At 63.6% G+C, this 12,579-nt stretch carries 13 protein-coding genes and 1 tRNA gene; 8 read left to right on the plus strand and 6 right to left on the minus strand.

Annotation, left to right across the window (positions count from 1 at the left end; genetic code table 11):
- Window positions 1-5 precede the first annotated feature (5 nt).
- Window positions 6-338 carry a hemophore-related protein gene (locus M2432_RS01515; protein ID WP_280824961.1) on the minus strand — a complete coding sequence of 111 codons (333 nt, stop codon included), beginning with the start codon at window positions 336-338 and terminating at the stop codon, window positions 6-8.
- Window positions 339-554: 216 nt separating this feature from the next.
- Between M2432_RS01515 and M2432_RS01520 the strand changes: the two genes are divergently transcribed.
- Entirely contained in the window at window positions 555-1,028 is a 474-nt protein-coding gene (locus M2432_RS01520) for a hypothetical protein (protein ID WP_280824962.1), read from the plus strand.
- Between the two features lie 53 nt (window positions 1,029-1,081).
- Here the strand turns inward: M2432_RS01520 and M2432_RS01525 are convergent, their stop codons facing one another.
- On the minus strand, window positions 1,082-2,281 hold the full coding sequence (locus M2432_RS01525) for an acyl-CoA dehydrogenase family protein (RefSeq protein ID WP_280824963.1): 1,200 nt from the start codon (window positions 2,279-2,281) through the stop codon (window positions 1,082-1,084).
- 2 nt (window positions 2,282-2,283) lie between these two features.
- Window positions 2,284-3,378 (minus strand): acyl-CoA dehydrogenase family protein, encoded by a 1,095-nt coding sequence (locus M2432_RS01530; RefSeq protein WP_280824964.1) that lies wholly within the window; start codon window positions 3,376-3,378, stop codon window positions 2,284-2,286.
- Between the two features lie 126 nt (window positions 3,379-3,504).
- On the opposite strand from M2432_RS01530, the gene M2432_RS01535 reads away from it, so the two are divergent.
- A complete protein-coding gene (locus M2432_RS01535; RefSeq protein ID WP_280824965.1) occupies window positions 3,505-4,113 on the plus strand; it encodes a GNAT family N-acetyltransferase in 609 nt (202 codons plus the stop codon).
- A gap of 8 nt (window positions 4,114-4,121) precedes the next feature.
- Here the strand turns inward: M2432_RS01535 and M2432_RS01540 are convergent, their stop codons facing one another.
- The 3 genes from M2432_RS01540 to crcB (M2432_RS01550) are packed head-to-tail and all read right to left on the minus strand — an operon-like array spanning window position 4,122 to window position 5,942.
- On the minus strand, window positions 4,122-5,186 hold the full coding sequence (locus tag M2432_RS01540; protein WP_280824966.1) for a DUF190 domain-containing protein: 1,065 nt from the start codon (window positions 5,184-5,186) through the stop codon (window positions 4,122-4,124).
- Complete coding sequence (gene crcB, locus M2432_RS01545) at window positions 5,176-5,547, minus strand: fluoride efflux transporter CrcB (protein WP_280824967.1); 372 nt, start codon at window positions 5,545-5,547, stop codon at window positions 5,176-5,178. The genes M2432_RS01540 and crcB (M2432_RS01545) overlap by 11 nt, the downstream gene beginning before the upstream one ends.
- The gene (crcB, locus tag M2432_RS01550) at window positions 5,544-5,942 is read right to left on the minus strand and encodes a fluoride efflux transporter CrcB (RefSeq protein ID WP_280824968.1); all 399 of its coding nucleotides are present in this window, start codon (window positions 5,940-5,942) and stop codon (window positions 5,544-5,546) included. Before crcB (M2432_RS01550) ends, crcB (M2432_RS01545) begins: the two co-directional genes overlap by 4 nt.
- A 70-nt stretch (window positions 5,943-6,012) precedes the next feature.
- Here crcB (M2432_RS01550) and pgm point away from each other — a divergent pair, with 70 nt between their 5' ends.
- The 6 genes from pgm to M2432_RS01580 all read left to right on the plus strand — a co-directional run bounded on the left by pgm (window position 6,013) and on the right by M2432_RS01580 (window position 12,579).
- The gene (gene pgm / locus M2432_RS01555; protein ID WP_280824969.1) at window positions 6,013-7,674 is read left to right on the plus strand and encodes a phosphoglucomutase (alpha-D-glucose-1,6-bisphosphate-dependent); all 1,662 of its coding nucleotides are present in this window, start codon (window positions 6,013-6,015) and stop codon (window positions 7,672-7,674) included.
- Complete coding sequence (locus M2432_RS01560) at window positions 7,671-8,930, plus strand: MFS transporter (RefSeq protein WP_280824970.1); 1,260 nt, start codon at window positions 7,671-7,673, stop codon at window positions 8,928-8,930. The genes pgm and M2432_RS01560 overlap by 4 nt, the downstream gene beginning before the upstream one ends.
- Before the next feature lie 77 nt (window positions 8,931-9,007).
- Window positions 9,008-9,083, plus strand: a tRNA-Ala gene (locus M2432_RS01565).
- A gap of 169 nt (window positions 9,084-9,252) precedes the next feature.
- The gene (locus M2432_RS01570; RefSeq protein ID WP_280824971.1) at window positions 9,253-9,402 is read left to right on the plus strand and encodes a hypothetical protein; all 150 of its coding nucleotides are present in this window, start codon (window positions 9,253-9,255) and stop codon (window positions 9,400-9,402) included.
- 271 nt (window positions 9,403-9,673) lie between these two features.
- Entirely contained in the window at window positions 9,674-10,153 is a 480-nt protein-coding gene (locus M2432_RS01575; protein ID WP_280824972.1) for a hypothetical protein, read from the plus strand.
- A gap of 1,427 nt (window positions 10,154-11,580) precedes the next feature.
- Window positions 11,581-12,579 carry a hypothetical protein gene (locus tag M2432_RS01580; protein ID WP_280824973.1) on the plus strand — a complete coding sequence of 333 codons (999 nt, stop codon included), beginning with the start codon at window positions 11,581-11,583 and terminating at the stop codon, window positions 12,577-12,579.

Raw genomic sequence — 12,579 nt, forward strand, 5'->3', positions numbered from 1 at the left:
CTGCGTCAGAAGTTGTTGCAGGTGTAGGTCACCTGGGTGATCAGCCCGCTGTACTGCGCTGCCAGCGGGCTGGCCTCGGCCTGCTGGATCATCTGCCGGCGGGCCTCGGGCCCGGCGGCGATCAGCTGGCGCAGCCAGGCGGTGGCGAACGCATTGGCCTGGAATGCGTTAGCGGCGGCCGGGTCCTGGGCGTTCAGTGCGCCCATCACCTGGGGGTAAGTACAGGTCGAGTTGACGATCGCGTTCACGTCGGGCACTGCCGACGCGAGTCCGCCGCTAGCCATCAACGCCACCAGCGCTCCGCTGGCGCCGACGATCATCCGGGCTGCCAAGGCCATATGCGGTTCCTCTCAAGAGCTGCACCATGCGAACGCTGCACCATGCGAACTAAGTCTGTTGGGTCAACGGTATCAGTCGATACGAAGTACTGGCCGTCGACAGGTCTGCCTTGCGCCCTGTCGACGTACAGACAATTCGCAGTAACAGATCAGCTTTCGCGATGTCAGCCGGCGGTACCGTGGCGGCCAAGACTGGTGAGAGTTGAGGAGCTGGACATGGACGTCGACACCGTCGACCGGCAGTACGCCGCGCTGCAGCAACAGGCTCAGCAGACTGCGTCGCTGATCCAGGCGTTGGCCAGCAAACTATCTGCAGCCGCCGCGGCGGGGGATGTCAACGCGCGAGAGTGGCAGCTGGACCTCAGGGAGATCGCATTAGCGGTCCGCGACGAGGAGGGCGCCACCGGGGCGGTGTTCCAAGCCATTCACGCGCTGGTCGACAACCATGTCCAGGCTGCGCCCGAACCCCAGTACCAGCAACCGGCGTATCAGCCGCCGGCTCCTCAGTATCAGCAGCCGGCCTACGCCCAGCCGCAGTACCAACCGCAGTACGAGCCCCAGTACCAGGCTCAACCGGCCGGCGGCACGCTGCAACGATTCCTGGGCGGCAACTTCGGTCAGGCGATCGTGCGGGGCGCCGGCTTCGGTATCGGCGACGACATCGTCAACAGCATCTTCGACAGGCTCTGAACCGCCGGAAGCGTGTTCGGGCGTCGTTGGTTGGCCGCCGGCTGCCCGGCAGTTCAGCTGCGACGGGCCTGCCGGAACGGGATGTCACGGTCGATCTCTGGTTCCTTCGCTAGCCCCAGCACTCGCTCGCCGATGATGTTGCGCTGAATCTGGTCGGTTCCACCGCCGATCGAGGTGAAGAAGGCGTTGAGCGTCAGGAAGTTGATGTCATCGGCCTCGGGGTTGTCGGGTCCGGCCAGCAGTGCCTGCGCACCGATGATCTCGGTCTTCAGCCGAGCTTCGGAGTGCAGGATGCCCGACATGGCCAGCTTGCCGAGCGACATGATCGAACTCGACGTGCCTTGGGCAGTAGCCGCTTTCGCGCGGGCGTTGTTGAGCCTGTTGAGCTCGCGCAGGGCCAGCACCGTGGCCAGCGATTGCCGGATGGCTGGGTCGTCCAGCCTCCCGTGCTCGCGGGCGAGTTCGATCAGACTGTCGGCCTTCGACTTATTGCGTGAGGACCGTCCACCGTCGCCCATGATGGACCGCTCGTACGCCAGCGCCGTTTGCAACACCCGCCAACCGTTGCCCTCGCCGCCGATCAGATTGGCGTTCGGCACCTCGGCATCGGTGATGAACACCTCGTTGAAGTGCGATTCGCCGGTGATCTGTACCAACGGCCGGACCTCGATGCCGGGCTGACGCATCGGGATCAGAAAGAAGCTGAGCCCCTTGTGTTTTGGCACGTCCCAATCGGTTCGGGCGATCAGCAGTGCGTACTCGGAGGTCTGAGCGCCGGACGTCCAGACCTTCTGCCCGTTGACAACCCAGCGATCGCCATCGCGTACCGCGGTCGTCCGCACCGCCGCCAGATCCGAACCCGCCCCAGGTTCGCTGTAGAGCAGGCAGGCGCGCGCTCGTTCGGTCAGAAAATCATGCAGCACAGCGGTTTTGAGCTCATCGGTGCCGAACTTCAATACCGTGTTGGCCGGGATGCTGTACTTGTCCTGCCGCGCACCGGGTGCCTTCATCGCAGAGAATTCCTTGGCGATGATGGCGGCCAGATCATTCGGATAGCCGCGGCCGAACCATTCAGTGGGATACGTCGGGGCCGCGTATCCGGCGTCCACGACCCGCTCCAACCAGGCGATGCGCTCCGGTGAACTCACCCACGGATCAACGGTTTTCGGTAGTCCGGTCCAGTTATGGGCCAGCCACTCACGGACTTCGGTGCGCAACTGCTCGGCGCTCGGCGTGGTCTCGGGCGTGGTCACTGTCAGGCTTCCTTTGAGGTCAGGTAACGCTCGCGGTGTGCGGCCGCTCCGCCGAACAATTGCATGGCAGTGCGGGCTCGACGCAGATACAGATGCGCGGGGTGTTCCCAGGTGAAGGCGATGCCGCCGTGCATCTGTACCGCCTGCATGGCGGCGGTCTGGAATGCCTCGGCACAGGCGAAGCCGGCGAGAGCGACGGCACCACTGGCGGTTTCGGGGTTGACGGCCAACTGGTCCGCGGCGTGTTCGGAGGCCGATGTCGCCGATTCGACTTCCAGCAGCAGGTCGGCGGCCATGTGCTTGAGCGCTTGGAAGCTGCCGATCGGCCGGCCGAACTGGATTCGGGTCTTGAGGTATTCGACGGTGATGTCGAAGATCTGTCGCGCGCCGCCGACTTGCTCGCCGGCCAGCGCGACCACCGCAAAGTCAAGGGCATGTTGGACGGCCGGCCACCCACCGGTGCCGATGCGCCGGGCCGGAGTGTTCTCGAAGCTGTACGTCGAAAGCGGCACCGTCGGGTCGAAAACCGTTGCCGCCGTGCGGGTGAAGCCTGCGGCATCCGGGGCGACCTCGAAGACTCCGTAGCCGTCGGGTGTGCAGGCGACGACCAGGATCACGTCGGCGACCTGCCCGTGGGTGACGAAGCAGGCCCTGCCGCTGAGCGTCCCGTCGGCTGCAGCGTGCACGTCGATACCGTCGGGAGCCCAGGTTCCCCGCGGCCCGGTGAATGCGACGGTGCCGATCGATGAGCCGTCGGCCAGGCCCGGCAGCAGCCGCTGTTTGTCCTCCTCGGTACCGGCGGCCTGGATGAGTGTGACGGCTGCGACGGCACTGGAGATGAACGGTGACGGCAGTAGTGCGGCCCCGATTTCCTGTGCGACGGCTTCCATTTCGAGCGGGCCGAGGCCCGCGCCGCCGAGGTCGGCCTCGACAAGCATGCCTGCGACGCCTTGTTCGGCGAGTTGTCGCCAGAGCGCGGGATCGAAGTCGTCGGCGCTGTCCATTACTCGTCGGACGTCCTGCTCGGTGCATCCTGCCTGCAGTAGCTCGCGGACCGCCGTTCGGAGCTCGGTTCGTTCCGCAGCGCTGATCGCCATGCTGGACCGCCTAGTCGCTCGAAGGTGTATTTCTGGCGATTCTGGCACTCGGCGGTGGCCGGTTACCGAGGCGGTCTATAGATAGGCAAAGCTATCCTAACTATCTGCGCTATGGTTACTCCTGAAATGACCGAGATTGATCAGGCACCGGTGTTGCCGCGCGAGTTGACGGAGCTGTCGGCGCAGGTACGCGCCGTGGGCGAGCCGCCGACGCCACGGCTGAGCGAACCGTACGGCCTTCGCCGCGCCGACCCTGAGCGAGATGCCGCGCTGCTGTCCGAGTGGATGAACCGCCCACATCTGGCGCAGGCGTGGGAATGTGACTGGCCCACCGAGCGGTGGCAACGGCATCTTCGGGCACAGATCGAGGGCACCTACTCCCGGCCGTTCATCGTGACCCTGGACGGGCAGGACTTCGGGTACATCGAACTATATTGGGCAGCGAAAGATTCGATAGCCACTCGGTACGACGCCGATCCGTACGACGTCGGATTGCACGCCGCCATCGTCGACACCGAACACCTCAACCGTGGCACCGCACCGGCAGTGCTGGCACAGTTGATGGTCAGTCTCTTCAGCGCCGAGTCGCTGTGCCGGCGCATCATGATCGACCCCGACCACCGCAATGTGCAGGCCCGCCGCGCCGCTGAGCGGTCGGGCTTTGTATTCCTGGGCGAGCACGACATGGCGAACCGACGCATGGCGCTGTACGCCTTCCTCCGTCCGGATGTCTGATCTGACGGTCAGGTGAAGCGGCCCAGCGTGGTACCGCCATCGCGGTCGCCGCCGTCGACCGAAATCAGTGCGGGTACGCGCTCACAGGTAACTGTTCCGTACTCCGAGGTGATCTCGTCGACGATGTCGAATGCCGCGGCGATGTTGGCCGGGGTATCGACCACGATGGTCGTCACCGGAACCTGCCTTCCGACTTGGAAGAGCTTGTCGCCGTGGGGTTCTCGGCCGTCGCGGAAACCCCAGATGGCGCGCAGCACGGTGACGCCGCGGCTCCGCGGGATGGCGTGAAGGCGCCGGACGATCTCGCGGTGTACGGGTTTGCCGTCGTGCAGTGTGTCCTCGGTCGTGTGGATCATCAGTTTCTGCCACAGCGCCGCGCCGTCTTCGTCGTGCGTAGGAACTGCTCCGGGGCGGGTCAGCAGCCTGCCACCGAGCTTGCACAACTCGACCCGCTCGACCGTCACCAGCGCGCCGGGCAGCAAGTCTGTCAGTTGTGGCAGCACCGCGCTCGCCCGCTGGTGATCACCGACCGCGATGATCATCACCGGGACCTCGATGTTGCGGCTGAAGAACCGGGCCCTTTCCCGCCGGCCGCCGACGGTGCCGTCAACGCCGAGATAGGCTGCTGCACAGGAAAATCCACTGTCGTGCAGCAAGTCGCACACGGCGATGTGGGCGGGCCTTCCATCGAGCCGGAGTTGCCGGGCCAGGTATATGCTGAGCTTGGCCGTCTCCGGAACTGTTGCCGCGGTGGCCAATTGGGCGCGTTCGAGGGTTATCAGCCCGTGCGAGGTCAGGGCGGCGGCCCGTTGTGCCAGCCCCGCGATCTTCTCGGCCTCATCCACCGCGGCAACAGCCACCGGCAGATCCTCCGACTGGCTGAGCGATTGGTCGGTGCGAAGTCGGTGCCGCGGACCGAAACCGGCGATCCCGCGTAACACCACACTGGTGGCCACTTGCTCCGCAGCGTATAGGTCGAGCAGTTCGTCCGCCACGAAGCGGCCGTCTCGCTGCTGACGCTCACCGAAATACGTTGTCAGTTTGAGGTAGTCCTTGACATGGTTATCGGGCACAGGCCGCTCCCATCCACAGCCCCAGGGCCGCGGCGGCCAGACCCAGCGCCACGCTCACTGCGAGGTTCGCGAATGCGAACAAGACCTGCCGCTCCTCGCCCAAGCGCTGGGTTTCCAGCATCCATGTCGAGAACGTCGTGTATGCACCGACGAACGCCGTGCCGGCCAACAGGGCGGCGGTCGGATTCAGCGCCAGCCCGCCGAGGAAACCGAGAAGCCAAGCACCACTGATGTTTACCGCCATGGTCCCGAAGGGGAAGGCGCTGCCGGCATGCTTGGCCACCGTGCGGTCGACCAGGAATCGCAGCACCGAACCGACACCACCGATGACGGCAACACCCAACCAGTTCACTGCCGTCATGCGCGTACCCGCACCCGGCGCACCAGCACCGTTGCCAGATACATCGCCGCCAGACCGGCGGCGATGCTGGCCAACGTGTATCCGGCGGCCAGTCCGTATGCGCCGTGCTGCAGCATCCTGACGGTCTCAACGTGCATGGTGCTGAACGTGGTCAGACCCCCGCAGATGCCGGTACCCAGGAACGGTCGGCGGTAGCTCGACACCGGAAGCCGCTCAAGCAGCCGGGTGTTGAAGTAGCCCAGCATGAATGCGCCGACGATGTTGACGGTAAACGTAGGCCAGGGCCATTGCTGCGGATGAGGCGCGGCGAGTACAGCCAGCAGGGCACGCGCTACGGTGCCGATGGCACCTCCGGCGAACACGGCGGCCAATTCGCGGTTGTCGTGGCCGAACATGAGGCAAAACTATCGTGTCCGGTTTTCGACACACCGGCACCCGGCCGCAATCGGTAGCACAATCGACGCCATGGCGCCCAACCCCCGAGCCGGACAACCCGCGCAACCTTCGGACCTCATCGACGTCGCGCAGGTGGTCACCGCGTATTACACGGTGGTACCGGATCCCGACAACGTCGACCAGCAAGTGGTGTTCGGCACGTCGGGCCATCGCGGGTCCAGCCTCGATGCGGCGTTCAACGAAGCGCACATCCTGGCCACCACCCAGGCCATTGCCGAATACCGTGCAGGGCAGGGCACCACGGGGCCGCTGTTCATCGGTCGCGATACCCACGCCTTGTCGGAGCCGGCCTGGGTATCGGCGCTGGAGGTGCTGGCCGCCAACGACGTGGTGGTGATGATCGATGCCGCCGATCGTTACACCCCGACACCCGCGGTCAGCCACGCCATCCTGACGTTCAATCAGGGCCGGGGCAGCGGTGGTCCGTCCTCCTCGCGTGCGGGTGATCTGGCTGATGGCATCGTGGTCACCCCGTCGCACAACCCGCCGCGGGACGGTGGCTTCAAATACAACCCACCCAATGGCGGCCCGGCCGACACCGACGCCACCGGCGCAATTGCCAAGCGTGCCAACGAGATTCTGCGTGGCGGTTTGCAGGCCGTGAAGCGGATGCCGTTGGCGCGGGCGCTGGGTACCACGCAGCGCCACGACTATCTCAATGCCTACATCGATGACCTGCCGAATGTTGTTGACCTGCACGCTATTCAGGCCGAAGGAGTGCGCATCGGCGCCGATCCGCTCGGTGGGGCCAGCGTCGACTATTGGGGCGCCATCGCCGAGCGGTACAAGCTGAATCTGACTGTGGTGAACCCGCTGGTCGATGCCACGTGGCGGTTCATGACCCTGGACACCGACGGCAAAATCCGGATGGACTGCAGCTCACCGAACGCGATGGCATCGCTCATCGCCAATCGCGAGCGCTACCAGATCGCCACCGGCAACGATGCCGACTCCGACCGGCACGGCATCGTCACCCCGGACGGTGGGCTGATGAACCCCAACCACTACCTGGCAGTGGCTATCGACTACCTGTACACCCATCGGCCGTCCTGGCCTGGGGAGACAGCGGTCGGCAAAACCGCGGTCAGCAGCTCGATCATCGACCGCGTCGTGGCGGGGTTGGGCCGCGAGCTCGTCGAGGTGCCGGTCGGATTCAAGTGGTTCGTCGACGGATTGGTCAGTGGCTCAATCGGGTTCGGTGGCGAGGAAAGCGCCGGGGCTTCATTCCTGCGGACCGACGGCACCACCTGGACCACCGACAAGGACGGAATCATCCTGGCCTTGCTGGCTTCGGAGATCCTGGCCGTCACCGGTTCCACGCCCTCGCAGCGGTACGCCGAGCTGGCAGAAAAATACGGTGCCCCGACGTATGCGCGCATCGATGCCCCGGCCACCCGGGAGCAGAAGGCGCGGCTGGCGAAGCTGTCCGCTGATCAGGTCACCGCGACTGAACTGGCGGGGGAGCCCATCACGGCAAAGCTCACCACGGCACCCGGTAACAACGCACCACTCGGCGGGCTGAAGGTGACGACCGCCAACGCGTGGTTCGCGGCGCGCCCGTCGGGCACTGAAGACGTCTACAAAATTTATGCCGAGTCGTTCAACGGTCCCGAGCACCTGGCACAGGTGCAGGAAGCTGCTCGTGAGGTGGTGAATACAGTGATCGCGTGAGTGCGATCACAGAAGACGGTCGTTCGGCCCCCGTTCGGCTTCCCACCGAGATCTGGGTGCTTGCCGGCGCCAACGTCGTCATCGCCCTGGGTTACGGCGTGGTGGCGCCGGTGCTTCCGCAGTACGCACGCAACTTCGGCGTCAGCATCAGTGCGGCCACGTTCGTCATCACCGCGTTCTCCCTGATGCGACTGATCTTCGCCCCGCCAAGCGGCATGCTGGTTCAGCGGTTGGGGGAGCGGCGGGTGTATTTGAGCGGCCTGCTGATCGTCGCGTTGTCGACGCTGGCCTGCACCTTCTCCGAGAGCTATTGGCAACTGCTGGTGTTCCGCTCGCTCGGCGGCGCCGGTTCGGCGATGTTCACGGTGTCCTCACTGGGCTTGATGATCCGGATCTCACCGCCCGATGCCCGTGGCCGGGTGTCCGGGTTGTTCTCCAGTGCCTTTCTGATCGGCGGTGTCGGCGGGCCGGTGCTGGGCAGCGTCACCGCCGGCTTCGGATTGGCGGTGCCTTTCGCTATCTACGGGGCGGCCCTGCTGGTCGCTGCGGGCGTGGTCCTGGTGAGCCTGCGAAATTCGGCACTGGCCGCGCCCGAAGAGGCGACCGGGCCGGTGGTATCGGTGCGCACCGCACTGCGCAACCGGGCATACCAGGCCGCGCTGTTCTCGAACTTCGCATCGGGCTGGGCAGCCCTGGGCGTGCGGGTGGCTCTGGTGCCGTTGTTCCTGGTCGACGTGCTGCACCGCGGCATCGGGATGGCGGGCCTGGTGCTGGCGACCTTTGCGGTGGGCAACGTGTGTGCGGTGATCCCTAGCGGGCACCTGTCCGACCGGGTCGGCCGGCGCATGCTGCTGATCGTCGGCCTGACGGTTTCGGCGGTCACTACGGTGCTCTTGGGGTTGACCACCTCGTTGCCGCTGTTCTTGGTCGTCGCCTTCGTCACCGGCGTGGCGTCGGGCATCTTCATTTCCCCGCAACAGGCCGCGGTGGCCGACATCATCGGCAACAAGGCCCGGGGCGGGACCGCGGTGGCAACCTTCCAGATGATGGCTGACCTGGGGGTGATCGTTGGATCGATGGCGTCCGGCCAGATCGCTCAGCATCTGTCGTTCAGGACCGCCTTCATGGTCAGCGGAGCGATCCTGCTGGTAGCGGCATTGGGCTGGCTGATAGCCCCGGAAACCAGGGTCTCTGAGGATGAGGAGGACACGCCGATCTGCCCACTCGGCCACGAACCGGTCGAAGGGTCGCTGTAACCGGCTCTATCCGAGACCGTGACCAGCGATTTTGTTCCTGTGGGGCCATTGGTGTAGCTTCGACAGGCACCACTTGAGGGGCTATGGCGCAGCTGGTAGCGCACCACACTGGCAGTGTGGGGGTCAGGGGTTCGAGTCCCCTTAGCTCCACCAGACCGGTCTTACTCGAACCGTTGGCCAAAAAAATGCCAGCGAGTCCGGGTGGGACCGCTTTGTTGTTCTTGGTCGTATTTGAAGAGGCGAAATCCGTTGCCTTGCTCGTTTCTGCGGCGACAGCCACCATCGCCTGCTTCGCCTCGGCGAATAATGGCTTGAGTTCGTTGTGGACGACCTCACAATCGTCGATGTACAGCTTTTCGAAGAACGTGTCGTTGAGATTGGCGCGAATCTGACGGTTTCCGTTCAGGTAGAGCTGGTGGATGTCCGTGACGAGGCGAAGGGCATCTCGCAGGACGCCTGCCCCAATCGATAGGTGGTCGGAAGACGTCGTGAGTCCGGCCTCGACGCGGGCGCGGCCAATCTTGATCTCATTGAGTTTGGCCCGGATCTTCGCGACCGGCATTGTGCCGTCGGCGGCGAGGTCGATGAGTCGGGCTTCTTTCTCGTTGAGTTCGTTCATTCGTCGATTCAGCGCAGCGTGCGCCTCTCGCTCGCTGCCTTGTGCGTCGGTGAGTGCGGCGTCGAGTTTTTCCTGACATTCGGTGACGAACTCTTCGCCCGGTTGAAACGTGAAGTAGTGGTCGATGACGGCCTGCTCGACCCTCGCGACGGCGATGTGTGGCAGATCGCAGAGGGTGGCCTCGGGGGAGAGCCTGTCGAACCACTGCCAGAACGGTACCGACATCGCTGACACCCTCAGCTCCCGCGATCTGCTGATCCAGGACATTGCTGCGCTGGACAGCGCCGACCGGCGGGCAATCGCTCTGCAGTACTTAACCTTTGAGCAATTGGTGCTGGACTCTGACGCGGAGCTGCTCGATCGTGGGGTGCGGGGGACTGCGCTCTATCGGCTGGAGTTGCCGCCGCGTCTGGCCCGCGACCGCAAGCCAGGTCACGGTGGCTACGACTACTTCATCCACATGCGCGACGCCAGTCGTCCCGAACGTGAGTTCGTCGAATGGGTCGATCCCGAAATCGGAAAGCAGCGCCATGCCGAGCTTTGTCAGGCGTGGGCGTTCGGCATCAGCTTGGATGAGTGGTTATCGATCGAGCAGGAAGGCTGATCTGTAGGGGAGGGTGTCTCCTCCAGTAGGCCCCAGCCCATCTATGGTGTATACCTGCCATTGGCCATGAGGGGCTCAACGCTTCTCTCAACGACCATTTTCTCGGGGGTTCTCATTGGGCAACGTGCTTAAGGCTGCATCGATTACTTGTCGATCGCGTCGCCTCGCTTTTCTGGCCAGCATTATGGTGCTAATTGTGTGTGTAAGTTTGCAAACCATGCCTAAAGCGCAAGCTGAAACACGACTGCAGGTGCAATGGACGAGAATCGGAATATTCCCGCAGAGTGCGCCAGCAATGGGCTCAGGCCAGGTTGGAGCGGCACTTGCTGATGGGGACTGGGCGACTGTTGTTTGTGAAGCGCAAGGCCAGGCCGTCGGGAATGGCGACAAAGTAATAGACATATGGGATCGATTAGGCAATGGCGCATGGTTGCCTAACGCATTTCTGAAGACGAATGCTGACGGATGGACACCGGGCATTCCTCGATGTAGCGATTTTCTAAATCGAGCCGCTGTGGCGGCGCCGGATCGTGCGGCTAATCCTGGCGACGTCCAGAAGGCGGTCTCGTCTCCTTGTGGAGAATATGTTGAGTCGTGGCACTGGATGAACCAGGGGGGCGTGAAACGGCTGGCAGTAACTCCCACGACGTGTGGGTTCTTTACAGCTTTCGCTAACGTCCAAGCGTCGTTTGATGAGATGTATCACAAGGCCAATCTCAACTGGGGCGGGGATCAGTACTGGAGTGCGTGGAATCAATGGGCGTGCCATGCAAGTTTCTGGTGGTCAAAAATGCGCACTGAATGGCACCTTGAACCCAGTCGGCCGAATGTTGGGTTCTGGCCGACGGTTTTCGCTGAATGCAACCCATGATATATTAGGAATATTGATGAGTATTCCCCCAATTCTGCCGTTGCTGGCGATAATTGTATTTATTATCACTGTTCATTCGCGCAAGCGTCAGAGGCGAAAGCTGATTACGTCACTAGCGTGCGCCGGACTTATTATCGCTATTTTCTCAATTGTCGCTATCAACGCAGTTGCTGAGTCCAGAGATCGCGATCCAAATATCCACGGTCTATCTCTTTCGGGCATAATTTTGATGTTCTTGTTCGTAGTCAGCAGCCGTAATTTCCTTGCGGAGCCGCAAGAGTTAACGTGTAGTTTTTTGTTCTGCCCTGTTCGACACTCCCCCTTCCAATCCTGGCGCCCGAGTTCTGGCAACGCTCGCCGGCACCTTTTCCATGGCGTAGTCGAGGAACGTCTCCAGGTCGCCCATGGCCACGTCGGCATCATTAGGGAGTTCGATCCGCACCCGCTTCTCCCGCCATATGGTTTGCGTTCTCTAAATCAGAAAGCAGTAACGGGCAGGTGACCCGCTGCGTAAGCCCGGGCCGTGGTGTCGGGGCCAGCTCGTACCCTCATCTTCATGACTTACCCCGACGGCATGAATCGAGCGGCCCGCCGGAGAGCCGCCAGGGAAGCCCGCCGCAACGGCACACCGGTCCCGGCGCGACCGGCCCAGCAGCCGGCGCTTCGCCGCGAGCCAGGCTTCATGACGATCGAGCACGGACCCGACCGCAAGAACATCTCTTGCCGGAAGATCACCGAGACGGTGGTGGACCGGTCCGCCGACACAGTCACGCTCAACTCCATAGCGGTTGAGGACACGATCCACCCCGTTGCGCTTGCGTTCGAGCCTCCATACATCGACCTGACCGCGGACGGTGGCGCCAAGGGGTTCCGGTACGTGTGGGAGAAGCTCACCTACGCCTTCGCCCTTCCGGACCCGGCCGTGTTTCCCGCGCTGCCCGACCTGGACAACACCGACCGGGCAGCCCTCACCTCCTACGTGGCAGGGTGTCGCAAACTCGCCGGTTACAGCGCAATGGCACACGGTGGCGGATTCAAGATGCAGAGCACCAACGGGAACTGGACCGTCACGCCGGACTTCCCCGATGACGAGCTGGTCGTAGCGGCCGCTGCACGGTTCCGCCAGCTGAACAACCAGGGTGAGCCCACCGCATTCACCACCGCCTCGGATCTCGTCATCAAGGCGGCGAAGGCCCACGATGTTGCCCTGGTGCCGGTGGTGGCCGCGTGGCGGAAGGCCCGCGCTGCACTCCTGAACCGGACGATCGCCACAATCATCTGCGACATGGCTCTCAAGAAACCGCGGCCCGACGACTTCCCAATCAGCTGCCAGAACCTTCGCCCCGAGGACTTGTTCAACACCTACTTCTACGGGGACTTCCTCCATGTCGGGGACAATGCCGGCGACCTCATCGACATCAACTCCGATGACGGGAACGCGGCCTATCACATGTTCGGGTTCCTCACCTCGATGTCGGCGCTTGCGCACTTGTACTTCGGGTTCTCGGTGCTCGTCGAGCACGCGCTGGGGACCGCGGCGGCGACGGTGGAATAG

Source organism: Mycobacterium sp. OTB74 (assembly GCF_029892685.1).
Classification (GTDB): domain Bacteria; phylum Actinomycetota; class Actinomycetes; order Mycobacteriales; family Mycobacteriaceae; genus Mycobacterium.